Raw genomic sequence first — 26,222 nt, forward strand, 5'->3', positions numbered from 1 at the left:
ATGTGAAGTTACCAAAAAGACCTGGAGGTTTTAAAAATGAGATTGTTCATAGGAATAGAGCTCCCAGAAAATATTATTGCTGAACTTCATTCTCTACAAAATCTACTAAGGAAAAAAGTGCGAAGAGGGCGCTTTCCATCTAAAGATAACTTACATCTTACATTACAGTTCCTCGGGGAAACGTCAGAACGCAAAGTCGAAGACATTATACGTTCGTTACAGACAGTAAGTAAATTGAATTTTCCCTTTAAGCTATCATTCAATACACACCTAGGTTCTTTTGGACATAAGAATCCAGTACGTATAGTGTGGGTAGGAGTAAAGGGAAAGGTGGCAGCGCTACTACAGCTCCAAACCAGTATTGTAGGAAGTATGCAAGAGTTAGGGTTTCCAGCTGAGAGTCGTGATTATCATCCACATATTACCTTAGCCCGTGATGTTGACTTTATCGACAAGGACTTCTTATTGGATCAAGAGAGAGGAGAGTTTGATATGGGGCAGCTTTCCTGTTTCAAAATAGATAATTTTTGTTTAATATCGAGCAATGTAGAGCAGGGAAAGCGTATATATAATATAGTAGAGACATTTAAGTTGATAGAGACAGATGCAGAGTGTAAAGACTACTAGCCTTTCCGAAATCATATGAAAGATAACTCAATGGAACCGTGCCGAAAAACATTGCAAAGCGGACTCAACATTATATAATATTGTTGTTGGGGTTTCACTCTGTTGGTCATGAAGAAGGGAAGTAGAATCATGCTGATTGCTCTTGTAATGTTTTTTTTAGGATTGCTACTTGGTTTTGTTGGTGCTGGGGGAGCGGGTGTTGTTATTGCGGTTTTAACCGTAGTATTTGGTATTCCAATACACACTGCCTTGGGAACATCGCTTAGCGCGATGATATTTACCACTCTGTCTGGCGCATACAGTCATTTTCGCGAAGGCAATGTGGAGATGAAAAATGGAATAGCTGTTGGTGTTTTTGGGGCGATAGGTGCTTTTATTGGATCGCAAATTGCATCTGGCCTGCCTGCTAAAGATCTCAAATGGTTGACAGCTTGCATGTTATTTTTATCAGCTATTTTACTTTGGCTTAAAATCTTTTTTGCTTCTAAGGAGATTTTCTCACGAATTGAAAGTAAATCTGCCCTAGTCAGATGGAAGTTCTGGGTAACTGCCTGTGGCTTGGGAATTTTTACTGGAATTTTATCAGGAACCTTTGGAATTGGTGCCACTCCATTTATTCAAATCGGTTTATTAGTATTCTTTAATATGTCGATCCATCAGTCCGCGGGTACAACCATGCTAATCATTATACCGATTGCTTTATTAGGCGGTTTAGGTTATTTGACAGCTGGTTATTTGGACGTATCATTGCTTCTCAAGGTAACGATAGGGCTGATGATTGGGGCCTACGTTGGGGCAAAATTCACTAAACGCCTAAAGCCTTCTATTCTAAAGGTTTCTATGGTGTCTATACCGATCTTTGGTGGAGTTTTATTACTATTTGGCTAGGGGAAAGGGCTCTTCTGTGAATGCGAAAAGCGTACCAAGTTTTAAATGAGAAACTTGGTACGCTTTTTTCATTTATACCTTAAAGGGAAAAGTCGATGGTTGTCGAATTTTATGCTAATTAATAGATCGAATTTTAAGATTTCAATTTTCTACAGCAAAGAGATATATGACGAGGTGCAACTTTTAGTGAATAAGTGGATTAAATGGTTTAAGCGTAGGAGTTCTTTGAACTTAGCAAATAGACTGATATTATATTATATTTTAGTCATTTTTTTTATTGTCGGTGCCACTATGGGGCCGACTTTATATCTATTTTCGGATATAATGCAAAAGATGAATGAGGATCGAGCGTTGCAAGGGCTAGAAGGCCTTGCTAGTATTATTGAAATGGTTAAACAGGATGCTCTGGATCATGGCTCTATGTTGGCAGTTAATCCGACATTGGTTAGTGCCATTGAGTCGAAGGATACGGTGCAAATTCTAGGCCTTCTTCAGCCGGCAGTGAAGAAGGCTAAACTGGATTTTGCTACGGTAACAGATGGCAAGGGAATCGTCATTGCTCGGACACATGCTCCTGCTAATAACGGTGATGATTTGACAAATCAGTCAAATATCCGGAGGGCGCTTTTAGGAGAAGAAGTTACAGGGATAGAGTCAAATAGTGAAATGAAATTTGCTATCATGATAGGCATTCCTGTGAAAAATAAGCAAGGTGAAATAGTTGGAGTCATATCAGCGGGACATAATCTGGAGAATAATAAGGCAGTTGATCAGGTTAAGATGATGTTTAATACAGACGCAACTATTTTTTTAGGGAATGTTCGCTTATCAACGACGATTATTAAAGATGGCCAGCGTATAGCAGGTACTACACTGGATGAAATAATTGATCAAAGGGTATTGAGGCAAGGGGGCAAATATATTGGTCAAGCAGAAATTGTAGGAGAAAAGTACGTTACTGCCTATATGCCGTTAATCGGTATAGATGAAAAGCCTATAGGTGCAATCTTCGCTGGTCAGAAGGTTGCAGATTCTCTAGCGGCCAGAAATAAGTTAATTTGTACCGTGACAGGTGTAGTTTTAGTAGCCATTATATTGGTTATTTTTCTTGCAGTATTTATGGCTAAAGGTATTGTTACGCCAATTAGAAAAATTGCAAGGAGTGCGGGGCTAGTAGCTATAGGGGACTTGACGCAGCATGTCGAGATAACATCTAGGGATGAAGTTGGTAGGATGGGGCATGCTTTTAACCATATGGTTAGGCAATTGAACAAGTTGGTTGCTGCGTTAAATTGTGAGCTACAAGAACGCAAACAGATTGAGGTAATGATTCGTCAGAGTGAAAAACGATATCGGTTGTTGGCTGAAAATGTTACTGACGTAATTTGGACAATGGATTTATCGGGAAGGCTTACGTATATAAGTCCTTCAGTTCAACGGCTCAGGGGATATACCGTGGAAGAGGCTCTCGAGTTAACCACTGAGCAATGGTTAACGCCTTCCTCAGCTGCTATAGCCATGCGAGATCTTCAATGTCTACATGATATGATAGAATCTGGTCAGAAGATAGAAAGTCGACGTTTAGAATTAGAATTACGATGTAAAGATGGCACGGTGGTATGGGCTGAGTCAACCTGTAGTGTAATATACAACGCGGATGGAGAGATTTACGGCATTCAGGGAGTTGACCGTAATATTACAGAGGAACGACAGTTGGAACGAAAAATTCGCAAGGATGTTCAACTTGCAGGTAAATTACAAAAAGCCCTTCTGCCGGGGGATGCGAACAATGAATTATTTATTGTTCGTACAGCTTATGCGCCCTTGCGAGAAGTAAGTGGTGATTTTTATAATTACCTCTTTCATTCCGATGGTATATTACGGGGATATGTCTCAGATATTTCTGGTCATGGTATAGCTACGGCACTCAACTCCGCAGCGGTTCGGTTTACTCTAGATGAGGCCCTTGGTAAGAAACTCACTTTGGAGTTAATGCAGAACGTTAATGCTAAATTTGTAGAATATCTCTCGGATGAAACATTTGTTGCTCTGATTATGTTTGAGTTTGACTTCTATGCAAAGACAGTAACGTTGGTTACAGGTGGGATTAACCACTTTTTAGCTTCTACGCAGCAATTTAACGGTTTAGTCACAATGCCTGGGGGGCTTATTGGATTGTTTGACGTGGCGGATTTGAATATTGTAAAAATGCCAATACAGCCTGGTGATGCTTTTTATTTTGCTACAGATGGGCTGATAGATTTGATTAAAGGTAATATGCCAGATCAAGTTCACGACTTCGAAATGAGTATCGACTTCTTGAAAGAGCAAATTCAAGAAAAACCTAAATTGGACGATTGTTCAATACTTTGTGTAAAGATTCAAGACTTAATAAATTAGTAGTTTCAAAGTTGAGACTGAAAATGTGTTATTCATTGAGCGAATAACAGTTAAAATCTGATTCAGGTATAGAGCCATCTTGAATAAAAAAAGGAAGAGTAAGTATACTAAAAAATGATGCAAGCAGAAAGAAAGGAGAGAAGAGAATAAGTATGTTTGACTTAACACCTTATAAGCAAAACCATGGACATCAAAGAAATGCATTGAGTAAATTTGCACGTAATTTTTTGGGAGATGATTTTGAAGCACTCTTTGATCATGTTGATAACTTCCCCAGTTCTTTTCGAGTCGATTTGAAGGAGACTGACAATGAATATGTAATAGAAGCGGATCTACCTGGCATAAATAAAGAGGATATTAGTCTGCGTTATGAAAATCATTATTTAACAATTAGCGCCAAAAGAAATGAGACACAAGAAGTAACAAATGAAAAAAAATATGTTCGCCGGGAGAGACGATTTGGTCATTTCCAACGGAATTTTTATATAGATAATATTCAAGATGATAAAATTAGCGCCAAATTTGATCACGGTGTTCTTACCGTTATCTTACTAAAAGCAGATAAATCACAATTGCCGCAGGGCAATATACCGATCCAATAGAGTTGCGGAAAAATTATACAACAATTAAAATCTACTAAGCCCCCTTTTGGACCTTTTAGTAAAAGTCTAACAAGGGGGTGTTTAATTTTAAAAAAGATAATTGACAAGTTTCCATGTATGCAGTATGCTACGTACAAGAGATAGTTTTCAGAAAATTGTAGAGAATGTTGAATTTTACAATAGCAAAGTATACAGATATGGTGGTGTTTTATATTTTACAGAGAATATCATTAAAAGATCAAGTTTATGACTATTTAAAAAAGGCAATTATGAATGGTGAATTAGTTAGTGGAGAGATATACTCAGAGCAATTTTTTGCTACTAACCTTAATATCTCTAGAACGCCTGTCAGGGAAGCTATTTTGCAGCTGAAACAGGAGAACCTATTAGAGATATATCCTAGCAGAGGCGTTATGATAAAACCCATGTCTTTTGAAGAACTAAAGAAGATACTTCAAGTAAGAATTGCTATTGAGGGATACAGTGCCATGTATTTGGCCAGGAACATCCATAAAGAAGATGCGCAGGAATTGCTTTCTAACCTTGAGGAATACTTGAACATGGAGAAAGATGTAAAGAATAGAAAAGAAAAAGCCTTTGAATTTATGCGAGCTGATGTAGATTTTCATTTTGGCATTATTAATTATACAAATAATGAGTATTTTGTTACTACAATTCAAACATTAAGATCACGTATTGAGCGCGTAATATTCAAATCTCTGCAAAAGGATTTTAGAATGGGTGATGCGGTTAATGAGCATCAAGAGTTGTTTGAATGTATTAAAAGAGGCGATGAACATGGGGCATTTGCTTCATTTCAGCAACATATGCAGAATACGGAAGAATTGCTTAGCACCATTAACTTTGATTGAAATAAAAGAAGGGCGCAAATAGGACATTATTCAATAAGTGTTCGTTTGCGTTATATTTATAGTAGTGCACTACACGCAGTATGCTACGTGCTACATGAAGCGTGTTGCGTATGGCTATTGAGGATTGCACTATAAATGGGCATAGGCATGTAACAATTACGAGGGATTGAAGCATATAAAGACGCTAGTGCGCAGAGTAGTCTACATAAAGAAATGAAAGTAGATGAAATAAGCTGATTTGGAGCCTTTTGTATGTTTTTAATAAAATAAGGGGGAAAATTATGATGGCAAAAGTTGGTTTTATTGGATTAGGTATTATGGGGAAACCGATGGTATTAAACTTATTAAAAGCTGGTATTGATACTACTGTTTATGATGTTAATCCAAAAGCAGTTGAAGCATTAGTAGAAGCTGGAGCGAAAGCAGCTACTTCTCCTAAAGAACTGGCAACTGGTAGTGATGTTGTTATTACAATCGTACCAAATGCAGCAATCGTAAAGTCGCTTTTAGAAGGGGAAGATGGTATCTTAGCTGGCGCAAAACCTGGAACAGTTATTGTTGATATGAGTTCGGTATCTCCTGTAGATTCTCAGAAATTTGCTGAAGTTGCAGCAAAATATGATTGCCCATTCCTTGATTCACCGGTAAGCGGTGGGGAACCTGGTGCAATCAATGCAACACTCGCATATATGATTGGCGGTGATGAAGCTGTTGTTGAAAAAATTAAAGATGTTTTCTTGGCAATGGGTAAATCAATTACTGTTATAGGTCCTAACGGCAGCGGTTCTGTAGCAAAATTGGCAAACCAAATTATTGTTAACTTAAATATTGCTGCCGTGTCTGAAGCGCTTGTGCTAGCTCAAAAAGCTGGTGCCGATCCAGAAAAAGTTTACCAAGCAATCCGCGGTGGTCTTGCAGGCAGCGTTGTTCTTGATGCAAAAGCTCCTATGATGTACAATCGGAACTTTAAACCAGGTGGAACCCTTGCCATTAACTTAAAAGATATAACAAATGTTATGGATACGGCTCAAAGCCTTGATGTTCCATTAATTCTTACTAGCCAATTAAAACAAATCATGCACAGCTTAAAAGCTGACGGTCACATTATGGATGACCATGGCGGAATTGTTCAATTTTATGAAAAATTAGCAGGTGTTGAAGTAAAAAAAGGCAGCTAATTTCGGTTAAAAGTTAATTAAGTCGGAATAGGTGGCAGCCCATCTATTCCAAGCTATTTAATAGGTAATAGGAGTGTGCGGAATGGAAAAAGTATTAAAAAATGAAATCTTTGCTACAATTCCAGATGTTGATGAAGCTAAGGTTAATGGGGAAATAGCTAAAGCTTTACAAAATTTTGGCAAGAAAATTATTGTTCTTGATGATGATCCGACAGGAATTCAAACTGTTCATGGTGTGTCAGTATATACTGACTGGTCAAAGGAAAACATTGAGGCCGGTTTCAAAGAAGAAAATTCGATATTTTTTATTTTAACTAACTCCCGGAGCTTTACTGAAGAAGAGACAGCCAAGGCACATCAGGAAATGGCAACCAACATATTAGAAGTATCTAAAAAAGTTGGCAAAGGATTCATGATTATTAGCAGAGGCGATTCTACACTCCGTGGCCATTATCCCCTTGAAACTAAAGTGCTTAAAGACACCCTTGAAAAAGACGGTACTACAAGAATTGATGGTGAAGTGCTTATGCCTATTTTTAAAGAAGGCGGACGCTTTACGATCGGAAATGTGCATTATGTACAGGAAGGCGACTATTTGACTCCAGCGGGACAAACCGAGTTTGCCAAAGATAAAACCTTTGGTTATGCTAGTTCCAATCTGGGGGATTATATCGAAGAAAAAAACAAGGGCGTTTATAAAGCGAAAGATGTTACCTATATTTCTTTAGAAAGTATTAGAAGCTTTGATATTGATGGAATTGCTGCCCAATTAGAAAAAGCTTCTGATTTCGGTAAAGTAGTTGTCAACGCTGTTGACTATGTAGATGTAAAAGTATTCTCGATTGCTCTTATTAAAGCGATGGCTGCAGGGAAAAACTTCATGTTCCGCACAGCGGCTGCGTTTACTAAAGTAATTGGCGGGGTAAGCGATAAACCGCTTCTTCTTAAAAAGGATTTGGTTGCCGAGGGCAGCACTGCAGGCGGCCTCGTAATTATCGGCTCACATGTTAAAAAGACAACAGAACAGTTTGAAGAACTAAAAACATTAGATTTTGTGAATTTTATCGAATTTAATCATCTCTTGGTGTTAGAACCGACCGCAGTATTAGAAGCGGAAATCAGCCGTATTGTAAAAACAGCTGAAGGACACATCCAAAACGGAGAAACAGTAGCCGTTTACACTGGGCGTAAACGTTTTGAGCTTGGGGCCGATAATAAGGAAGAAGAACTCAAAGTTGCTGTAAAAATATCGGATTCTGTAACAAGCATAGTAGAGCGTATTCAAACTAAGCCAAGCTTTCTCATTGCGAAAGGCGGTATTACATCAAGTGACGTAGGAACCAAAGGTTTGGCTGTGAAAAAAGCAACTGTTGCTGGGCAAGTTAAACCAGGTGTACCTGTATGGCTTACTGGCAGCGAAAGCAAATTTCCTGGACTTCCCTACATTATTTTCCCAGGAAATGTCGGTACAAAAACTACTTTAAAAGAAGTTGTTGAGATGCTTGGCAGCAAATAACAAATGTAAGGAGTAACAACTATGCTGACAACATTAAGTACTTTGCTGAACGCGGCTAAGCAGGAAAAGAAGGCGGTTGGTGCGTTTAATATATATAATTTGGAGACGATTCTGGCAGTAGTTGAGGCAGCCAACCGCCTAAAATCACCTGTAATTCTTTCCTTCGGGGAAGGCTATTTTACTCATGCGCCAGTGGAAACGATTGCTTCAATTGTTAAAGAAATTTGCACTCCCCTTGATATTCAAGTAGCTCTGCACCTTGATCATGCGAAAGAACTAAAATCAATTGCTCGCGCTATTCGGGCTGGCTTTACTTCAGTAATGTATGATGGTTCAGCTTTGCCCCTTTCTGAGAATATTCAAAAGACAAAATATATTGTAGAGTATGCCCATGCAGTGGGCGTAAGTGTAGAGGGCGAACTGGGTTATATGAATAATGAAGATGGTACCTGCGAGGAAGGACTGGATTTAGAAAAAGGATATACCAGGGTACGAGATGCCGCTCAATATGTAAATTGCACGGGAATTGATGCATTGGCAGTGGCTGTAGGCAATGCCCATGGTATTTATAAAGGGACACCAACATTAGATTTTACAAGGCTTGATGAAATTGCGCAGGCCACTACAGTCCCCATTGTTTTACACGGCTGTTCTGGTATACCTGATGACTACATTAAAAAGGCAGTATCATTAGGTGTGGCTAAAATAAATGTGAATACAGAAATTTCAACAGGGGCAGTAATGGCAGCAAGAGAGTTTTTAGCTAAGAATACCGAAAAGGGATTACGTTTTGAAACATTGCTAATGGATGCACGTCATACTATGAGCGCAACAGTTGAACGGTTTATAAAACTCTTAAGCTGATGAGTTATGTAAATAATTTTTTAAAATATAGTTGGAGGGTTTAATCATGAGTGATGTAACGTATTTAGTGATGTGTCTCCTTGTTGCAATCGCTTTAATTGTATTTCTTATTATGAGAGTAAAGTTGAGCGCATTTGTTGCATTAACTATTTCTGGTCTCACGCTTGGTATTTTATCAGGTATGCCTCTTGAGAAAATTGCAGGATCCTTTCAAGCAGGTATGGGAAGTACGTTAGGATTTCTTGCAACTGTTCTTGGACTTGGAACAATTCTTGGAAGGATGCTTGAGGTTTCAGGTGGGGCGCAACGTTTGGCAAAAACGTTAATTAAAGCGTTTGGTGAAAGAAACGCTCATTGGGCCATGATGTTTGTAGCCTTTATTTGTGGTATTCCTGTATTCTTTCAGGTCGGTTTTGTTTTATTAATCCCAGTTATGTTTAGTATTGCCATTCAAACTAAGATGTCACTAATAAAAATCGGAATTCCCGTTGTTGCTGGATTGATAGTAGTACATGGCTTAGTACCTCCACATCCAGCTGCCTTAGCAATTGTTGGCACGCTTAAAGCAGATGTTGGAACAACTATTATCTACTCTTTGCTTATTGGATTACCTGCGGCGATTATCGCTGGACCAATTTTTGGTAGCATAGTATCGAAGTATGTTAAGGCGAATCCATCGGAACAGCTTTTTAAAAGCGAACTGATACCGGATGAAAAGCTGCCGGGATTTACAACGACACTTTTTACAATACTTTTACCAATGATAATTATGGTAATAAAAACGATTGCTGAATTATTATTACCGAAAGATGCGGCGTTTTTACCGCTTATATCATTTTTAGGAAATCCAATCACAGCACTTTTGATTTCAGTAGTCTATTCCTATTTTACCCTCGGCTTTACAAGAGGTTTGATGAAAGAAGATATATTAAAAATAACTGATGGCTGTTTCGGGCCAGTAGCAGGCATACTGCTCGTTATCGGTGCAGGCGGAGCATTTAATCAGGTACTGCAGGACAGCGGAATAGGCAAAGCATTAGGTGGAGTTCTTACAAACCTTCATATGAATCCGATACTCTTAGCATGGATTATTGCTCTTATAATGAGATTTGCGGTAGGTTCCACTACTGTTGCCATGGTTACCGCTGCTGGTATCATTCTTCCAATTATACCTAGTTTCCCAAACCTTAATCCATCACTTTTATGTGTAGCCATTGGGGCGGGCGGAGTTGGATTATCACACGTAAATGACTCAGGATTCTGGATAGTTAAAGAATATTTTGGCATGTCGGTACAGGATACCTTCAAAACATGGACACTTTCTACAACGATTGCTTCTGTCGTTGCTTTTGCGGGCGCAATGATATGTAGTGTGCTTTTATAATGGCTATTTTCTCATATTGAAAATTGTTATAAGAATATAGTACCACTTTTGGTGAAAAGAACGATTTTACGGCTCTTTTCACCAAAAGTAATTTAAAGGGCGTAGTTGGTTTGTCAAATATAAGTAGCATTAGGGAGTGTGGGAAAATGAGTACTTTGGCACAAGTATTAAGGGCAAACAGTGAATTTATGAACTCTAAATCGATACAAAAAATTCATGAAAACAACCATTCAGTTAGCAAATTTCCGAATCGGCACTTAGCTATATTTACTTGTATGGACACAAGGTTAGTTGAATTTCTTGAGCCAGCTATGGGAATAAAGCGTGGTGAGGTAAAGGTAATAAAAAATGCTGGTAATTCGATTACAGGACCGTTTGCGTCTACCATCCGCAGCCTTGTAGTATCCATTTTCGAACTAGGGGTTAAGGAAATCATGATAATCGGTCATATGGATTGTGGTATTGCTCATTCCACATCAAGAGAATTAATCGAAAAGATGCTTTCACGAGGTATTTCTCTAGACGCGATTCGCATGGTAGAGTCGGAACTAGAATTATGGTTAGATCAATTCCACAATCCCATCGACAATGTTAAAAGTGTTGTGTACAAAATTCGGTGTAATCCTCTGATTCCTAAAGATATTCCCGTACATGGACTTATATTTAACCCAAATACTGGAGCAATTAATGTTGTAATTGATGGATATAAGAGTAATATAGAAGAATACGGCACTTATAATGCAATTGATGTAGATGAATTAGAACAGATATAGGGAGAGTATACATGAACAATGGGAATGATCAGTTTTTATTATCAATGGTAATTATCATATTAGGATATCTGTTGAGAAAAATAAATTTAATCAAAGAACAGGATGGTGAAAGCCTATCCCGATTAATATTCAATATCACTCTCCCTGCTTTGATTATTAATACTTTTAATACAATTACCATTGATTTTTCTCTTATATTGATAACTATAATTGGTATTGTATATGGTGTGTTTATGGCTTTAGTGGGCGTAGTTGTATTTAAAAATGAAGATAGAGCCACTCGGGGAATGCTTTCGATGCTAGTTCCTTCATTTAATATTGGATTATTTGCATACCCGATTGTAGAGGCTATTTGGGGACAAGAGGGGATTAAATACTTTGGGATGTTTGATGTAGGCAATTCATTGGTCATATTTGGCGTCTCCTACATCATAGCCGGTTATTTTTCTTCTGATAGTTCAGATTTAAGTTTTACCAGTGTCCTTAGTAAACTCTTAAAATCTGTCCCTTTGCTATCCTATCTAATTGCTTTCTCTCTCTCTGCCATAGGGGTACATTTTTCGGGGATTGTTGTTGATTGTACACAAATCTTAGGGCGTGCTAACATGCCGCTCTCCTTGCTGCTCTTGGGAGTATATTTAAATTTTTCCTTAGAATCAAATTATTTGAAAAATATGGCCAAAGTGTTGGCCTTACGATATTTGGTTGGATTAGCGGTAGGTACAACATTTTTTTTCATAATGCCTTTTGATAGAATGTTTAAATACACCATGTTGATTGGACTATTGCTTCCTATGCCTACGGCGGTCATACAATATGCAATAGAGTTTGATTATGACCAGAAGTTTGTGGGGACTGTAACGAATATAACAATACTATTGAGCTTCTTTTTAATATGGATAATTATCAGCATGCCAAATATGCTGATGCCTTAAGCTTGAAAAAATCATAAAGAAATAATCCGGGATATTGTAAAAAAATACATATGTTTCGTAAAGAGCGGATCTGCCGAAAACAATTTGCCCTATCCGATTGACAGATTTGTCATAAAGACTTATCATTGAATAATAGTTAACTAGTTAACTATTATTCAATGATAAGAAGGTGAAAAGTATGGAATGCTCAGAATTGCTATTACATCAACTTTTTCAAACGGTCCGTATTATTTCCAAAGGTTTAAATAAGAACTTAGAGTCTCATGGAATCTATAGCTCTGAGTGGTCAATTATAACGACATTAAAGGAAAAAAAATCAATGACCCAGGGAGCATTAGCAAGCTATTTAAATATTGAGCCACCTGCAGTATCTAAAAGTTTAGTCAAACTAGAACAAAAGGGGCTAATCATGAGGATTCCGGGGGATGACAAAAGAGAAAAGAAAGTAATTTTAACTGAAAAAGCCGAAGAGCAATACCTGACTTGGAGCCAAATAGTAGGGCATCATAGAAAAGCGATTTTAGCAAATGTGCCTAAGGAAAAACAAAAGGAAGTAACAACATTGCTAAAAACAATTTTTCAAAGTGCTCAGCAGTACGAGGGACTTTAGATAGCAGCACAGAAATCCTAGTGGTGAGAAAAGGGCAACTTAAATGGAGGATATGATGGAAATAAAAAAGGATGAAAGTAGCAGTGCTACATCATTGTGGTCAAAAAACTTTTTATTACTTATATTTGGGAATTTTTTTGTATATCAAGGAATATTGATGTTGATTCCAACCTTTCCACTATATATAAAACAAATTGGCGGGAATGATTTAGAAGCTAGTCTTCCTTTTGCGGTTGTTTCGATTTCTGCTCTGATTGTTCGCTCCATTAGCGGCAATGCAGCAGACACATATGGACGAAGGCCGCTACTGATAATCGGCATGAGTCTCCTTATTATTTTTAATTGTTCTTATTTTCTAGTTTCAGGAATGGCCATTATTCTAGTATTGCGATTTTGTCAGGGAATCGGTTGGGGAATGACATCGACAGTGCTAGCAACGATTATGTCTGACATTGTATCCGCTAAAAGGCGGGGGGAGGGTACAGGATATTTCGCATTATCCATTATTCTTGGAACGTCTTTTGCAACAGTCTTAGGAATTGAAGCTATGAAGCGTTATAACTTTGACGTCATTCTAACTATTTCTACAATTCTAGTTGCTCTTGGGATGGCATTAACGCAAGGTATATCAATTGCGCCGATACCAAAATTACATAAATCAAAACCTATTACACAAGGGTTTAGTTGGAATGATTTATTTGAAAAAAATGCATTATTGCCTGCATTTCTATGTTTCTTACATTCAATTACCTTTGGTGGGATTATGAGTTTTATCATATTATTTGGTCAAGAAACTGGTATTGAAAATGTGGGGCTATATTTCGTCGGCCATGTTTCAATGATTTTAATCAGCCGTCCCTTTGCGGGAAAACTATTCGACCGAAAGGGGCATTCATTTGTAATCATACCAGGCGTACTGCTTATGATAATTGGTCTCTTTATCTTATCCTATGCAACCTCCATGTACTCTTTAGTTGCAGCCTCATTATGTTATGGATTAGGATATGGAGCGGCCCATCCTTCACTGCAAGCATGGGCAATTCAACGATCTCCCGAAGAACGTAAGGGCGCAGCCAATGGAACATTCTTATCTTCTTTGGATTTAGGATATGCAGTTGGTGCCGTATTGTTGGGCTTAATTGCTACCCACACTAACTATGCTACTATGTATCGAATCTCTGTTTTGTTTTTAGTAGTGTTTGCCGTGATCTATGGGTATCACCTGATAAAGGCGAAACAAGATAGTGTTAATGAAAATGAATATGATGAAGAATCAGCATGATCAATATTGGGTAAATGCAGTCTTCAGGTAATGGTGAGAAAGCTCAGCGGAGGCTATATAGATAAATTTGAGGAGGTATTTATAATGTCTTTAAAGTACAAAAAATTATTTGAGCCAGTTAAAATAGGCTCCTTAGAGGTAAAAAACCGTTTTGCCATGGCGCCTATGGGGCCTTTAGGACTTGCAGATGCTGAAGGAGGCTTTAATCAGCGTGGGGTGGAATACTATACCGCTCGTGCCCGGGGTGGTACTGGTCTTATTATTACAGGGGTAACTTTTGTAGATAACGTTGTTGAAGAACATGGAATGCCAAGTGTTCCTTGTTCTACTCACAATCCTTTGCATTTTATTCGTACAGCCCGTGAAATGACAGAACGCATTCATGCCTATGATGCAAAGGTTTTTCTGCAGTTAAGCGGCGGTTTTGGCAGAGTAACGATACCGACTAATTTAGGCGAGTTTCCTCCGGTTGCCCCTTCACCCATTCAGCATCGCTGGCTTGACAAAACTTGTAGAGAAATGACAATTGAAGAGATTAAATCTATCGTTAAAAAATTTGGCGACGGTGCGGTAAGTGCTAAACGGGCGGGTTTTGACGGCGTGCAGATTCATGCGGTTCATGAAGGTTACCTGATTGACCAGTTTGCCATCTCTTTTTTCAATAACAGAACCGATGAATACGGAGGTCCTTTGGAAAATCGTCTGCGCTTTGCCCGCGAAATTGTGGAAGAAATCAAAAAAAGATGTGGCAAGGATTTCCCTGTTACCTTGCGGTATAGTCCTAAAAGCTTCATAAAGGACTGGCGCGAAGGCGCTTTGCCTGGTGAAGAATTCGAAGAGAAGGGCAGAGATATCCCGGAAGGTATCGAAGTGGCAAAACTGCTTGTGGCCTACGGCTATGATGCCCTAGACATAGATGTGGGATCTTACGATTCCTGGTGGTGGAGTCATCCTCCAATGTATCAGAATAAAGGACTCTATATTCCTTATGCTAAAATCATCAAAGACGTAGTAGATGTACCTATCATTTGTGCAGGACGTATGGACAATCCTGATTTAGCCTTAAGTGCAATAAATGACGGTGCTTGTGATATGATAAGTCTTGGTCGTCCGCTATTGGCAGATGAAAGTTATGTCAATAAGCTTCGAGGGGGAAAAACAGCGGATATTCGGCCTTGTTTATCTTGTCAGGAAGGCTGCATGGGACGTATCCAGGAGTATTCTGTGCTCAACTGCGCCGTAAATTCTGCTGCGTGCAGAGAAAAAGACGTTGCACTTTTTCCGACACTCAAGAGCAAAAAGGTAGTGGTTGTCGGCGGCGGAGTCGCAGGATGTGAAGCGGCAAGAGTATTAGCATTAAGAGGACATAAACCTGTAATTTATGAAAAATCTAGCCGGTTGGGCGGTAATCTAATTCCCGGCGGGGCGCCTGATTTTAAAGAAGATGACCACGCTTTAGTTGCTTGGTATGAACATACGCTCAAGGAACTTGGGGTAGAAATTAATCTAAACACCGAAGTCAATGCAAATTTGCTCAGCGGAATCTCTGCAGATGCTACCATCATTGCGACAGGATCAAAACCCAAAATGTTCAGTTTTGGCGATGACAGTAAAGTATATGCTGCCGCAGATGTATTGTTAAAGAAGGTTGATTCTGGCAAAAATGTAGTAATTGTAGGTGGTGGACTTGTAGGCTGCGAACTTGCTATTTGGTTGGCACGGAGCAAAAAAAATGTTACTCTGGTCGAGATTCAAGATAAGCTGTTAGCTGTAAACGGTCCACTCTGCCATGCCAATTCAGAAATGCTAGAAAGACTGGTACCATTTAGCGGTGTCGAAGTATTAACCTCCTCGAAGGTTGTGAAAACCACGGAAAAAGGCGTTATAGTAAACAGCAACGGTAATGACCGCGAACTTCCTGCGGATAGCGTTGTCCTTGCCGTAGGCTACAGCGCTGAAAACTCCCTCTATAACGAGATTAAATATGAATACGCTGATGTTCATTTAATCGGTGATGCTCGTAAAGTGGCAAATATCATGTATGCGATTTGGGATGCTTATGAGGTTGCTTCAAATTTGTAACATATAAAAAAAACATAATGAACCGTGAACTGTTTTTATAGCAGGATTTAGTATTTATAAAAGAGAATCTCCCCATAATCAACCGTTAGTAGATTTATGGAGAGATTCTCTTTTGATTTGACGTAGCGGTGAAATGTGGAAAAATTAAAGTGATTTATAAGGACATTTTCTCGCGATAGGCTACATAGTTACATTATTACAAGTTAAACATAAATCATTAAACGCTATTGACAGAAAAGATAATTAACTATATACTTAAAAACAAGTGGTACGTACCACTTGCGATAATATTAAAAAATAAGTTGATTTAGGATGGTAGACGGTGCACATAGACAAAACAAGTAGGATTCCTCTATATTGTCAGCTTATGGATATTTTAGTAAGTGAAATCCAGACAAATATGCGAGAAGAAGATCAATTACCCTCTGAGCGGGAAATATGTGAAAAATTTAATGTCAGTAGGGCAACTGTTAGGCAAGCCATGCAGGAAATGGAACAGGAAGGTTATATCTATCGATCACATGGGAAAGGAACATTTGTTGCGCCTCAGAAAGTAAATCAGGAACTATTAAAATTTTATAGTTTTACTGAGGAAATGAAAAAGATGGGTAAAAACCCTTCTTCGATCGTACTAAATTTTGACATTATTGATTGTGGAAAAAAAATCAGTAAAAATTTAGCTATCGAAGAAAACCAAAAGGTATATAAAATTGTTCGATTACGATTAGCTGACAATAAGCCGATGATGATTGAGACGACTTATTTGCCTTACGATAGGTTTCCTGATATTACGCGAGAAGAATTGGAAAAAACGGCTATGTATGATGTTTTTACACAAAGGTTCGCTGTCAAAATCACTTCAGCTAAAGAAAAATTCCAGTCTGTTACTACTAATATGGAAGAAGCTAAATATTTACAGGTTGCTAAAGAAATTCCCAGCTTGAAGATTGAACGATTTACCTTTGAGAATGACCATATTATTGAATATACTGTAAGCATTGCTAGAGGCGATAAAATTGAGTATTGTATTACGTTAGAAAAATAATAGAGCTGCCAATTGACTCTATTATTTTATTTTACCAATAGTGGTACGGACGTCATGATGAGTCCGAATGGTAAATTAGATATAGAAGAGGAGTGGTTAAATCTACGGATTCGTGCTAAATCCAGGAAATTATTGATTGTGGAAAGGACATTCTGCAAAATGGAACAAAGGTTCATATTCTATATGTTCAAATGTATGCTTTTCTAAACTCTCTGGCATTGGGGATTACTTCCGACAATCCCAGCTTTGATGGTACCGTAAATCGCGTGGTATAAGGAGTTAATATTTAGTGAAAAGTGAACTGATTTTGGGGGAGTGATAGGTATGCCGAATATTTTATTGACAAGAATTGATAATCGTTTGATTCATGGGCAGGTAGGAATGACTTGGTCTAATCATCTAGGAACCAATTTAATTGTAGTTGCTAATGACAAGGTTGCTACTGATGATGTGCAGCAAAATTTAATGGATATGGCGGTATCTGATGTGGTAGGAACAAGATATTTTACTATTCAAGAGACGATAGAGAAAATACATTATGCTGCGGATGATCAACTGATTTTTCTGGTAGTAAGAAATCCGCAGGATGTTGTGAAATTAGTAGAAGGGGATGTGCCGATTAGCAAAGTCAATATTGGAAATATGCATTTTAGTGAAGGAAAACAACAAATTACCAGTACTGTTTCTTTAGATGAAGCTGACAAAGAAGCCTTTCGAAGGTTATGTGAGCTAGGGGTTGAACTGGAAATTCGTCGGGTTCCTGATGAAAGCAGTATTGATATTTTAAAATTCTTATAGTAAAGATGTTTCTGTATTAATAATTCGGAGGTGATGGTAATTAATCATATTGTCAGCAATGGGAATTTAAAAATAGGAGTGATAACATGTTTGGTGAAGCGTTACTGATTGCAATTTGGGCATTTATTGCTGGTATCGATTTGTTTGATGGCTTAACTCATGTTCATAGACCATTGGTTACAGGGCTCGTTGTTGGACTTATTCTTGGTGATTTACAAACAGGTTTAATTACTGGTGCTACCTTGGAATTAGTGTGGATGGGGATGGTACCATTGGCTGGTGCCCAACCACCGAATGTGGTTATTGGCGGAATTATTGGATGCGCTTTTGCTATCTTGACCCAACAGGACCCTAAAGTGGCTGTTGGTGTTGCTGTTCCGTTTGCGGTTGCTGTTCAAGGGGCTATTACCTTGATGTTTACAATTTTTTCCCCTATTATGCACAAAGCAGATACCTATGCAGAAAATGCTGATACCAAAGCCATTGCCCGTATTAATTACATAGGAATGTTATTCTTAGGATTATTTTATGCCCTGATTGCCTTTTTACCCATATACTTTGGTGCTGATCTAGCAAAAAGCGTAGTTTCTTCTTTGCCTCAATGGTTTATTGGTGGCTTATCAGTCGCAGGTGGTATGATGCCAGCCATTGGTTTTGCCATGTTGCTAAAAATTATGTATAAAAAAGAATATGCTATGTTCTTGATTATTGGTTTTATTCTCGCGACTTATTTGAAACTTCCACTATTGGCAGTAGCCATTGTCGCCGTTTGCGTGGCTGGATATGATTACTATATGAACAAGAATAATACTGACAAACCAGCTAAAAGGGAGGTAAGAAGTCATGGAATCTAATATCGCTAGCTATCAAGATACTTCTATCGAGAAAGTGATAACTAAGAAAGAATTAAATAGAATGGTCTGGCGATCATTATTTTTGCAAGCTTCCTTTAATTACGAGCGGATGCAGGCGTGTGGTTGGTTGTATAGTATGATTCCTGCCTTGGAAAAAATTCATAAAAATAAGCAAGATTTGGCGAAATCAATGAAAATGCATATGGAGTTTTTTAATACCCATCCCTTCCTCGTAACTTTTATTATGGGTATCGTAGCTGCTATGGAAGAAAACAAAGAAGAGCAAGAAACCATTCGTGGTATTAAAGTAGCTACTATGGGGCCGTTGGGCGGCATTGGTGACGCCATGTTCTGGCTGACTGCATTACCTATTACAGCAGGTATTGGTGCTTCTCTCGCCATTGATGGTAATATTCTAGGACCGATTATCTTCTTGGTGTTGTTTAATATCATTCACTTTGGACTGCGCTTTGGTCTGATGAGTTATGGTTACAATACTGGCGTGCGTGCGATGCAATCTTTGAAGGAAAATACCAAATATGTTTCGCGGGCAGCCAATATCGTTGGTTTAACAGTAATCGGTGCGTTAATTGCCTCATATATCAGCTTGAAAATTCCTTTAGTTGTTACTGCCGGGCAGGCTAAAGTAGCACTACAGGCTGATGTGTTAGATAAAGTTTTGCCGAATATGCTTCCTTTTGGTTATACCATTTTAATGTACTATCTGCTAAATAAAAACTTCTCACCAGTGAAATTAATTTTATTAACTGTAATTATTGGAATAGTTGGTAAATTGGTAGGTTTATTGTAATACAAGGGATGGATCAGAGATAAGAAGGGAACTTACTCTGATCCACATTTACTAATGGAGACTAGGAGGTAATAGATATGGTAGGAATTGTAATAACTGGTCACGGTCAATTTGCTACAGGGCTATTAAGCTCGTTACAACTGATTGCCGGAGATTTTGCTAATGTGGCAGCTGTAGATTTTGCTGTAAATACTTCTACAGAGGACCTGAGTGAAAAATTAACACAGGCAGTACAAGATTTTGCTAATTGCGATAAGGTTATGTTCTTTACTGATTTGATGGGGGGGTCACCCTTTCGTTGCTGCGTTCTAATTGGTCAAGAGGGGATTGAGAGTAAGATTATTGCCGGAGCTAATTTGCCAATGTTGTTAGAAATAGTTTTTGCTAGAGATTCTGGGAATTTGGAAGTGTTGAAAAATATAGCCTTAGAAGTGGGGAAAAATGCTATAAAATGTTTTGGTGATGAGCCCAAAGTCAAAAAAAACATAGCTACAATGGGGATTTAAGTATGGAAAGATTAAGGTATGCTATTGCTGCTGGGAAGATATATACAGAAGATGAGATTATCGAAAATGGTGTAGTCATTGTAGAGAATGGCAGCATTGTTGCTATTAAGGAGAAAGATGCTAACTTGCAGGCAAAGGTTCTCTATGATTTTTCTGAGTTTCAGGTACTTCCTGGGCTCATAGATACTCATATTCATGGAGCCAATGGTTGTGATACTATGCAAGCTGATTTCACTGCATTGAATGAGATATCTAACTATTTGGCGACAAAAGGCATTACAGCTTTTGTACCTACGACAGTAACTGATGAACTGCCTAAGATCAAAAGGGCATTGGCTAATGTAAATGCTTGTATGGGAGAGGTTGAGGGAGCCCAAATATTAGGTTCTTATGTAGAAGGGCCGTATATTACGCCAGAACATAGGGGTGCCCATCCGGAAAAGTTGATTCGTGAAATTCGTCTGACAGAAATGGAAGAATTAATTGTTGCCTCAGGAAATACGGTGAGAACTGTTGCTTTGGCTCCTGAGAAACAAAATTCTCTGGCTCTTATTAAATACTTACATCAGGTGGGCACTCATGTGGCCATTGGACATACTAGTGCTACTTATGAAGAAGTGCAGCAGGCAGCTGAGGCTGGGGCTAATATTGCAGTACACACCTATAATGGCATGCGGGGTCTTCATCATCAAGAGCCGGGAACATTAGGGGCAGTATTGGTAAACGATAAGATTTATACAGAATTAATTGCTGATTTTACTCATGCCCATCCAGCAGCAATGGAAATTCTTTTGCGCTGTAAACCTAAGGATAAGGTTATTTTAATTAGTGATGCTATAGAGGCTACTGGTTTGCCAGATGGGAAATATATGTTGGGCACGTTACAGATAGTTGTGAAAAAGGGCATTGCACGGACGGAAAGTGGGTCTTTGGCTGGTAGTACTACTAATTTATTGCAGTGCGTTCAGGGATTAATTGAGAAAATGGCGGTTCCACCTTTGTCTGCAGTGCATATGGCTTCTCTCAATCCTAGTAAACTTCTGGGGGTGGACTCTATCATAGGAAGCATTAAACGTGGCAAACAGGCCGATTTTGTAGTGGTAGATAATAATTTTGAGGTTGTGATGACTGTGGTAAAAGGTAAAGTAGTTTACCAGAGATAGGCAATACATTTTACTTGTAGGAGGTTACTGGTATGAGAGGGATTATATCTACCAAAGAAATGTTACTTAGCGCACAGCAAGGCAAGTATGCTGTTCCAGCCTTTAATATACACAATCTAGAAACTTTACAGGTGGTGGTGGAAGAGGCAGCTAACTTTGAGACACCGCTTATTTTGGCAGGTACGCCTGGTACTATCAAGTATGCTGGTGGAGAGTATTTGGTGGCAATGGCTAAGGCGGCTGCTTCGAAATATAATATTTCCTTAGCACTGCATTTAGATCATTTTGAAGATGTGGCAGAAATTAAGCAATATATTGATATGGGGTTTACATCAGCTATGATTGATGCCTCACATCAACCTTTTGAAAAAAATATTGTGATGGTAAAAGAGGTGGTGGAATATGCCCATACCCATGGGGTTACTGTAGAAGCTGAACTGGGCAGGTTGGGTGGTCAGGAGGATGATTTGGTTGTAGAGAGCAAAGATTCTGCCTACACTGACCCCTTAGCTGCGGTCGAGTTTGTTGAGCGAACAAAGATAGACTCCTTGGCAGTTGCTATAGGTACAGCGCATGGTTTATATAAGGGAAAGCCTAAATTAGATTTTGATCGGTTAGCCGAAATTAGAAGTAAAGTGTCCGTGCCTCTAGTGCTTCATGGTGCATCTGATGTACCCAATGACATGGTACGCAGATGTATTGAGCTTGGTATCACAAAAGTCAATATTGCCACCGATTTAAAGATACCTTTTGCCACTGCTGTTAAAGACTATTTCCAGCATAATCCTGACGCTAATGATCCGCGTAGATATATGATGCCAGGCAAAGTAGCAATGGGACTGGTGGTTATAGATAAAATTATCATGTGTGGAAGCGCTGGTAGAGCCTGATTATCATTATACTTTGAATAATCATTGGGCAAAGGTTGATAAAAATGCTCCGGGAGAGAAAGGAGTTGATGCCGGCTTAGTGTGACTAGTAAATAGGGTGAAGATGGTAGGTAAAAAAGTATAAGGGATGGTTATGTGTGTAGTAAACATTATTTGAAAGCATTGGTAGAACAGCAAAAAAAGGGAGTTCCTCGTGGTATTTATTCGGCTTGTAGTGCCAATGAATATGTAATTGAAGCGGTGATGGAACGTGCATTAAAAGATAACGAATATATTCTTATTGAGGCAACCGCTAACCAAGTCAATCAGTTTGGTGGATATACAGGTATGAAACCGGCGGATTTTCGTGATTTTGTATATTCCTTAGCCAGAAAGGTCAATTTTCCTGTGGATAAAATAATTCTTGGTGGTGATCATTTAGGGCCCTTAACTTGGAAAAATGAGCCGGCAGCTTCAGCTATGCAAAAATCTCAAGAATTGATAAAGCAGTATGTTATGGCTGGGTTTAATAAGATCCATATCGATACTAGCATGAATTTGGCTGATGATCCTCAAAACTGTCAAATTGATACAGCTGTGATTGCCGAAAGAGGAGCTATGTTGTGTAAAGAATCCGAAATAGCCTTTGCAAAGTTGCAAGCGGTTAATCCTAGGGCAGTGCATCCTGTATATATTGTGGGCAGCGAGGTACCTATACCAGGAGGTAGCCAAGAAGCGGAAGAAGGTCTTCACATTACCAAAGCTTTGGATTTTGAGAATACAGTGGCTGCTTTTAAAGAGGCCTTTCAACTCCATGGCCTTGCTAATGCTTGGAATAATGTTATTGGGGTAGTTGTGCAGCCGGGTGTAGAATTTGGCGATGAAACCATACATGAATATAGCCGCTCAGCTGCTCAGGAACTTACCCAAGCTTTGAAGAAATATCCGGGAATTATATTTGAAGGGCATTCGACTGATTACCAAACACCCCAGGCGCTAAAAGAAATGGTGGAAGATGGAATTGCCATTTTGAAAGTAGGTCCTGCATTAACGTTTGCCATGAGAGAGGGGCTATTTGCCTTACGTCACATGGAAGCTGAATTGTTTCGGTATAGGCCGGAAATCGAACAGTCTCAGTTCATAGAAGTATTGGACTCATTTATGGTTCGCAATCCCGAAAACTGGAGAATGCATTACTATGGAGATTCGGCTAAAATTCGATATGCCAGAAAATACAGTTTTTCTGATCGATGCAGATATTATGTACCAGTGCCCGAGGTTAAGGACTCAATTAACAGGCTGGTCATGAATTTAAGTTCAGTTGATATTCCATTAACGCTGATAAATCAGTTTATGCCAATTCAATATAATAAAATTCGCAGTGGCTTATTGAAGAAGGACCCAGAAAATCTGCTGAAAGATCGCATCATCAACTGCATAGATGATTATATGTATGCTACAAAATTATAGGGCCAACAACCAACGATTAATAATCTTATACATTACATAATAAAAAAGAGGAGTGAATATTGTGAGCAAGTTGTTAGGTTTTACTGAAAATGAAGCAGTAAATAAAAAAATGGAAAATACCATTCGTGAAATCTCACGTCAACCAAATGTATGGAAAGCAATATATGATAAGGTATTAATGAGAAAAAAAGAAATTGAAAGCTTTATGGAAAAGATAGATAAAAGCACTAGAATCATTTTTACAGGTGCGGGCAGCTCTGGTTTTGTAGGCGATTCATTAGCGCCAGCTGTTAGAGAAGAATTAGGTTATCATCATATTGAATCAATACATACGACAGATATTGTTGCAAATCCATCACAATATTTAGTAAAGGATGCTAAAACATTATTGATATCCTTTGGTAGGTCGGGGGATAGTCCCGAAAGTATTGCAGCGATTGAAATTGCTGAAAATAATATTAAGGACTTATTCCACATTATTATAACTTGCAACTCCCAAGGAAAATTAGCGAGTTTCAATAATGAAAGGACAATAAACTTTGTTTTTGACGAAGCTGGTGATAAAGGGTTTGCAATGACTAGTAGTGTCACAGGAATGATGCTGGCAGCATATAGCATTTTAAATATTGCAAAAGATGTGAGTGGTGATGTTGCAAAAATTGTAGCTTATACCGAAGAACTGATCAATACTAAATATCCTATCATATTTGATTCGTACAAAAATGGTGTAGATAGACTGGTTGTTTTGGGGGCCGGTAATTTACTTGGCGCGGCTAAGGAATCAGCATTAAAATTGCTCGAATTGACAGCCGGCAAAATAATATCTCGCTATGATACACCAATGGGATTTCGCCATGGACCTAAAGCGATGCTAACACCCAATACGACTATTTTATATTTTGTATCAAACAACGAGTACACACAGAAATATGATCTAGATATGTTAAAAGAACTGTCACAGGCTAGCAAATATAATTTAATAGCTGTTTCGGACAAATATGATGCTGATATTGAAAAACATGCTGACGTTTATATATTTAATTCGAACATGGAAAATTTAGATGAAGCTTTTACACCATATGTTTCACTTGTAATTGCCCAACTTTATGCATTGTTTGCTTCAGTTCAATTAAACTGCACACCTGATAATCCGTTTCCTAGTGGTGAGGTGAACAAGATTGTACAAGGTGTATCAATATATAATTCATAGATCATCAACGCACAGTGATGTTGCCCATCATCAGTACAAAATCCTCGTACAAGAGCAGGGGTGAGGAAACTTTAGAATCTTAGCATGATTTGTGCAAGAATTGAAAATCCACCAGCTAGCATTCTATGAAGTATATAATGTTAGCTGGTGGATTCAATATCATATGAGAAGGGGGCAATAACATGAAAGAACCTAATATTTCATTAACCAGAATAGATAATCTTCTTGTACATGGGCAAGTAGGTGTGACTTGGACTACCGCGTTGGGAGCAAATTTGATTGTAGTTGTAGATGACTTAGTTGCTCAAGAACCAAGACTTCCGAATACCCAATATTTTTATTAGAGGTGAAATTCATTGCCGAAGGAGATTTCTCCTAATAGTAAAGTTTAAGTACTTTATGGTGGCGGGAAAATGAATATGATGAAGAATCAGCATGATCAATGAGTTTGCTGATGATTTAGTTTTACAGCTGCCACTGCGAATTGTTTTCGTTATGTGGCAGCTTCTTTTATTATGTTTTAGGCAAGGCCTTGTCTAGGACCGATTGAACGGTTTTCTTTGTAATGCGGATAAAGGCCTGCTCGTATTTTGTTAAATACTTGCCTTTCCGATAGACCACAGCCAGGGTGCGAGTAAAGGACGGTTCAGCGGTAAAGAGACGCACTGGTCTGTTGACATTGCTGTTTAGCTGGCTTATGGAAAGGGTGGAAAAAGTAAAACCAGTGCCGATGGAAGCAAGATTATGTGCCGTTTGGGAGCTTCTCGTTTCCAAAACGATGCGTGGCTGATAACCGGCCTGTAAAAATAGGCTGTCGGCAATACGGCGCAAAGCTTGCCCTTGCTGAAGCAAAACAAAGGGTTCGTGCTCCAATTCAGACAAATTTAAAGAAACTAGTGCATCATCGTCTCCTAAACCATTCGTCAGCGGGTGGGTGGGCGGCGCGACGATTAGCAATTTTTCTTCCATTAAAATTTCATGTGAGAAGCCTTCGCTTCTAATTGGCAACGAGAGAATGGTGAGGTCTGTTACGCCCTGGTTCATCCATTCCTCTAGGTTGGCCGAGGTGCCTTCATGCAAGGTCAAGTCGATTTTAGGGAAAAGTGCGCGGAATGCAGGCAGTATAATCGGGAGGATATAGGCGCTGCGCACAGGTGAGATTCCGAGAGCGAGGCGCCCACTGTTTTCTTCGGAGAAGTCTTTCATTTGCTGCAGCAGGTTACTGTCCAGTTGCAACATTTGCCGGGCTACTTGTGCGAACTGTTCACCAGCGTAAGTAAGCTTAATTGGTGTTGATTTACGGTCAAATAGCTGGATGCCAATCTGATTTTCAAGTTTTTGAATATACTGGCTTAAATGAGGTTGAGCAATATAGAGCTTTTCTGCCGCGCGGGAAAAGCTTTTTTCTTCTGCGACCATCAACATATAGCGCAATTGACGTAATTCCATGGCAAAGCCTCCTTTATACCTAAAAACGTATAAC

25 protein-coding genes are annotated in these 26,222 nt (G+C 38.7%); 24 read left to right on the top strand and 1 reads right to left on the bottom strand.

The window, feature by feature from the left end:
* Positions 1-36: 36 nt before the first annotated feature.
* The 24 genes from thpR (at position 37) to QSJ81_RS07380 (ending at position 25,083) form a co-directional block, all read left to right on the top strand.
* Complete coding sequence (gene thpR, locus QSJ81_RS07265; protein WP_285716744.1) at positions 37-627, top strand: RNA 2',3'-cyclic phosphodiesterase; 591 nt, start codon at positions 37-39, stop codon at positions 625-627.
* Positions 628-735: 108 nt separating this feature from the next.
* Positions 736-1,515, top strand: coding sequence for a sulfite exporter TauE/SafE family protein (locus tag QSJ81_RS07270; protein WP_285717200.1), 780 nt, complete (start codon positions 736-738; stop codon positions 1,513-1,515).
* A gap of 186 nt (positions 1,516-1,701) precedes the next feature.
* Positions 1,702-3,915: a cache domain-containing protein gene (locus tag QSJ81_RS07275; RefSeq protein WP_285716745.1), complete on the top strand. Its 2,214-nt coding sequence runs from the start codon at positions 1,702-1,704 to the stop codon at positions 3,913-3,915.
* Between the two features lie 152 nt (positions 3,916-4,067).
* Positions 4,068-4,517 carry an Hsp20/alpha crystallin family protein gene (locus QSJ81_RS07280; protein ID WP_285716746.1) on the top strand — a complete coding sequence of 150 codons (450 nt, stop codon included), beginning with the start codon at positions 4,068-4,070 and terminating at the stop codon, positions 4,515-4,517.
* A 164-nt stretch (positions 4,518-4,681) separates the two neighbouring features.
* Positions 4,682-5,389: a GntR family transcriptional regulator gene (locus QSJ81_RS07285; RefSeq protein ID WP_285716747.1), complete on the top strand. Its 708-nt coding sequence runs from the start codon at positions 4,682-4,684 to the stop codon at positions 5,387-5,389.
* Positions 5,390-5,673: 284 nt separating this feature from the next.
* Positions 5,674-6,567, top strand: coding sequence for a 2-hydroxy-3-oxopropionate reductase (gene garR, locus QSJ81_RS07290; RefSeq protein ID WP_352230875.1), 894 nt, complete (start codon positions 5,674-5,676; stop codon positions 6,565-6,567).
* 82 nt (positions 6,568-6,649) lie between these two features.
* Positions 6,650-8,083 carry a four-carbon acid sugar kinase family protein gene (locus QSJ81_RS07295; RefSeq protein WP_285716749.1) on the top strand — a complete coding sequence of 478 codons (1,434 nt, stop codon included), beginning with the start codon at positions 6,650-6,652 and terminating at the stop codon, positions 8,081-8,083.
* 21 nt (positions 8,084-8,104) lie between these two features.
* Positions 8,105-8,947, top strand: a complete 843-nt coding sequence (locus QSJ81_RS07300) for a class II fructose-bisphosphate aldolase (RefSeq protein ID WP_285716750.1) — start codon at positions 8,105-8,107, stop codon at positions 8,945-8,947.
* Between the two features lie 46 nt (positions 8,948-8,993).
* On the top strand, positions 8,994-10,331 hold the full coding sequence (locus QSJ81_RS07305) for a GntP family permease (RefSeq protein WP_285716751.1): 1,338 nt from the start codon (positions 8,994-8,996) through the stop codon (positions 10,329-10,331).
* A 146-nt stretch (positions 10,332-10,477) separates the two neighbouring features.
* A complete protein-coding gene (locus QSJ81_RS07310; protein ID WP_285716752.1) occupies positions 10,478-11,104 on the top strand; it encodes a beta-class carbonic anhydrase in 627 nt (208 codons plus the stop codon).
* 11 nt (positions 11,105-11,115) lie between these two features.
* Positions 11,116-12,039 carry an AEC family transporter gene (locus tag QSJ81_RS07315; RefSeq protein WP_285716753.1) on the top strand — a complete coding sequence of 308 codons (924 nt, stop codon included), beginning with the start codon at positions 11,116-11,118 and terminating at the stop codon, positions 12,037-12,039.
* Positions 12,040-12,217: 178 nt separating this feature from the next.
* Positions 12,218-12,649, top strand: coding sequence for a MarR family winged helix-turn-helix transcriptional regulator (locus QSJ81_RS07320; protein WP_285716754.1), 432 nt, complete (start codon positions 12,218-12,220; stop codon positions 12,647-12,649).
* Between the two features lie 52 nt (positions 12,650-12,701).
* Complete coding sequence (locus tag QSJ81_RS07325; protein WP_285716755.1) at positions 12,702-13,931, top strand: MFS transporter; 1,230 nt, start codon at positions 12,702-12,704, stop codon at positions 13,929-13,931.
* A gap of 84 nt (positions 13,932-14,015) precedes the next feature.
* A complete protein-coding gene (locus QSJ81_RS07330; protein WP_285716756.1) occupies positions 14,016-16,013 on the top strand; it encodes an oxidoreductase in 1,998 nt (665 codons plus the stop codon).
* A 322-nt stretch (positions 16,014-16,335) separates the two neighbouring features.
* Positions 16,336-17,058 (top strand): GntR family transcriptional regulator, encoded by a 723-nt coding sequence (locus QSJ81_RS07335; protein ID WP_285716757.1) that lies wholly within the window; start codon positions 16,336-16,338, stop codon positions 17,056-17,058.
* Positions 17,059-17,382: 324 nt separating this feature from the next.
* Complete coding sequence (gene agaV / locus QSJ81_RS07340) at positions 17,383-17,856, top strand: PTS N-acetylgalactosamine transporter subunit IIB (protein WP_285716758.1); 474 nt, start codon at positions 17,383-17,385, stop codon at positions 17,854-17,856.
* Positions 17,857-17,942: 86 nt separating this feature from the next.
* Positions 17,943-18,710: a PTS N-acetylgalactosamine transporter subunit IIC gene (gene agaW / locus QSJ81_RS07345; protein WP_285716759.1), complete on the top strand. Its 768-nt coding sequence runs from the start codon at positions 17,943-17,945 to the stop codon at positions 18,708-18,710.
* Complete coding sequence (locus QSJ81_RS07350) at positions 18,700-19,521, top strand: PTS system mannose/fructose/sorbose family transporter subunit IID (RefSeq protein ID WP_285716760.1); 822 nt, start codon at positions 18,700-18,702, stop codon at positions 19,519-19,521. Before agaW ends, QSJ81_RS07350 begins: the two co-directional genes overlap by 11 nt.
* A gap of 77 nt (positions 19,522-19,598) precedes the next feature.
* Positions 19,599-20,027 (top strand): PTS galactosamine/N-acetylgalactosamine transporter subunit IIA, encoded by a 429-nt coding sequence (gene agaF, locus QSJ81_RS07355; RefSeq protein ID WP_285716761.1) that lies wholly within the window; start codon positions 19,599-19,601, stop codon positions 20,025-20,027.
* Positions 20,028-20,029: 2 nt separating this feature from the next.
* Positions 20,030-21,190, top strand: coding sequence for an N-acetylglucosamine-6-phosphate deacetylase (gene nagA / locus QSJ81_RS07360; protein WP_285716762.1), 1,161 nt, complete (start codon positions 20,030-20,032; stop codon positions 21,188-21,190).
* Positions 21,191-21,222: 32 nt separating this feature from the next.
* Entirely contained in the window at positions 21,223-22,080 is an 858-nt protein-coding gene (locus QSJ81_RS07365) for a tagatose bisphosphate family class II aldolase (protein WP_285716763.1), read from the top strand.
* Between the two features lie 135 nt (positions 22,081-22,215).
* Positions 22,216-23,529 carry a class II D-tagatose-bisphosphate aldolase non-catalytic subunit gene (locus QSJ81_RS07370; protein ID WP_285716764.1) on the top strand — a complete coding sequence of 438 codons (1,314 nt, stop codon included), beginning with the start codon at positions 22,216-22,218 and terminating at the stop codon, positions 23,527-23,529.
* Positions 23,530-23,590: 61 nt separating this feature from the next.
* Positions 23,591-24,739: an SIS domain-containing protein gene (locus QSJ81_RS07375; protein WP_285716765.1), complete on the top strand. Its 1,149-nt coding sequence runs from the start codon at positions 23,591-23,593 to the stop codon at positions 24,737-24,739.
* Between the two features lie 182 nt (positions 24,740-24,921).
* Positions 24,922-25,083, top strand: a complete 162-nt coding sequence (locus tag QSJ81_RS07380) for a PTS sugar transporter subunit IIB (protein ID WP_285716766.1) — start codon at positions 24,922-24,924, stop codon at positions 25,081-25,083.
* Positions 25,084-25,252: 169 nt separating this feature from the next.
* Here QSJ81_RS07380 and QSJ81_RS07385 read toward each other — a convergent pair whose 3' ends face one another.
* A complete protein-coding gene (locus tag QSJ81_RS07385; RefSeq protein ID WP_285716767.1) occupies positions 25,253-26,188 on the bottom strand; it encodes a LysR family transcriptional regulator in 936 nt (311 codons plus the stop codon).
* Positions 26,189-26,222: the final 34 nt, after the last annotated feature.

Source organism: Pelosinus sp. IPA-1 (assembly GCF_030269905.1).
Taxonomy (GTDB): Bacteria; Bacillota; Negativicutes; order DSM-13327; family DSM-13327; genus Pelosinus.

Bases quoted from the DNA above. Each gene is read 5' to 3' on its own strand.
- QSJ81_RS07320 (WP_285716754.1), top strand. From the start codon at position 12,218: ATGGAATGCTCAGAATTGCTATTACATCAACTTTTTCAAACGGTCCGT.
- QSJ81_RS07325 (WP_285716755.1), top strand. From the start codon at position 12,702: ATGATGGAAATAAAAAAGGATGAAAGTAGCAGTGCTACATCATTGTGG.
- QSJ81_RS07285 (WP_285716747.1), top strand. From the start codon at position 4,682: ATGTTGAATTTTACAATAGCAAAGTATACAGATATGGTGGTGTTTTAT.
- agaW (WP_285716759.1), top strand. From the start codon at position 17,943: ATGTTTGGTGAAGCGTTACTGATTGCAATTTGGGCATTTATTGCTGGT.
- QSJ81_RS07315 (WP_285716753.1), top strand. From the start codon at position 11,116: ATGAACAATGGGAATGATCAGTTTTTATTATCAATGGTAATTATCATA.
- agaV (WP_285716758.1), top strand. From the start codon at position 17,383: ATGCCGAATATTTTATTGACAAGAATTGATAATCGTTTGATTCATGGG.
- QSJ81_RS07385 (WP_285716767.1), bottom strand. From the start codon at position 26,188: ATGGAATTACGTCAATTGCGCTATATGTTGATGGTCGCAGAAGAAAAA.
- QSJ81_RS07295 (WP_285716749.1), top strand. From the start codon at position 6,650: ATGGAAAAAGTATTAAAAAATGAAATCTTTGCTACAATTCCAGATGTT.
- QSJ81_RS07270 (WP_285717200.1), top strand. From the start codon at position 736: ATGAAGAAGGGAAGTAGAATCATGCTGATTGCTCTTGTAATGTTTTTT.
- QSJ81_RS07310 (WP_285716752.1), top strand. From the start codon at position 10,478: ATGAGTACTTTGGCACAAGTATTAAGGGCAAACAGTGAATTTATGAAC.
- QSJ81_RS07330 (WP_285716756.1), top strand. From the start codon at position 14,016: ATGTCTTTAAAGTACAAAAAATTATTTGAGCCAGTTAAAATAGGCTCC.
- garR (WP_352230875.1), top strand. From the start codon at position 5,674: ATGGCAAAAGTTGGTTTTATTGGATTAGGTATTATGGGGAAACCGATG.
- agaF (WP_285716761.1), top strand. From the start codon at position 19,599: ATGGTAGGAATTGTAATAACTGGTCACGGTCAATTTGCTACAGGGCTA.
- QSJ81_RS07380 (WP_285716766.1), top strand. From the start codon at position 24,922: ATGAAAGAACCTAATATTTCATTAACCAGAATAGATAATCTTCTTGTA.
- QSJ81_RS07300 (WP_285716750.1), top strand. From the start codon at position 8,105: ATGCTGACAACATTAAGTACTTTGCTGAACGCGGCTAAGCAGGAAAAG.
- QSJ81_RS07365 (WP_285716763.1), top strand. From the start codon at position 21,223: ATGAGAGGGATTATATCTACCAAAGAAATGTTACTTAGCGCACAGCAA.
- QSJ81_RS07280 (WP_285716746.1), top strand. From the start codon at position 4,068: ATGTTTGACTTAACACCTTATAAGCAAAACCATGGACATCAAAGAAAT.
- thpR (WP_285716744.1), top strand. From the start codon at position 37: ATGAGATTGTTCATAGGAATAGAGCTCCCAGAAAATATTATTGCTGAA.
- nagA (WP_285716762.1), top strand. From the start codon at position 20,030: ATGGAAAGATTAAGGTATGCTATTGCTGCTGGGAAGATATATACAGAA.
- QSJ81_RS07350 (WP_285716760.1), top strand. From the start codon at position 18,700: ATGGAATCTAATATCGCTAGCTATCAAGATACTTCTATCGAGAAAGTG.
- QSJ81_RS07305 (WP_285716751.1), top strand. From the start codon at position 8,994: ATGAGTGATGTAACGTATTTAGTGATGTGTCTCCTTGTTGCAATCGCT.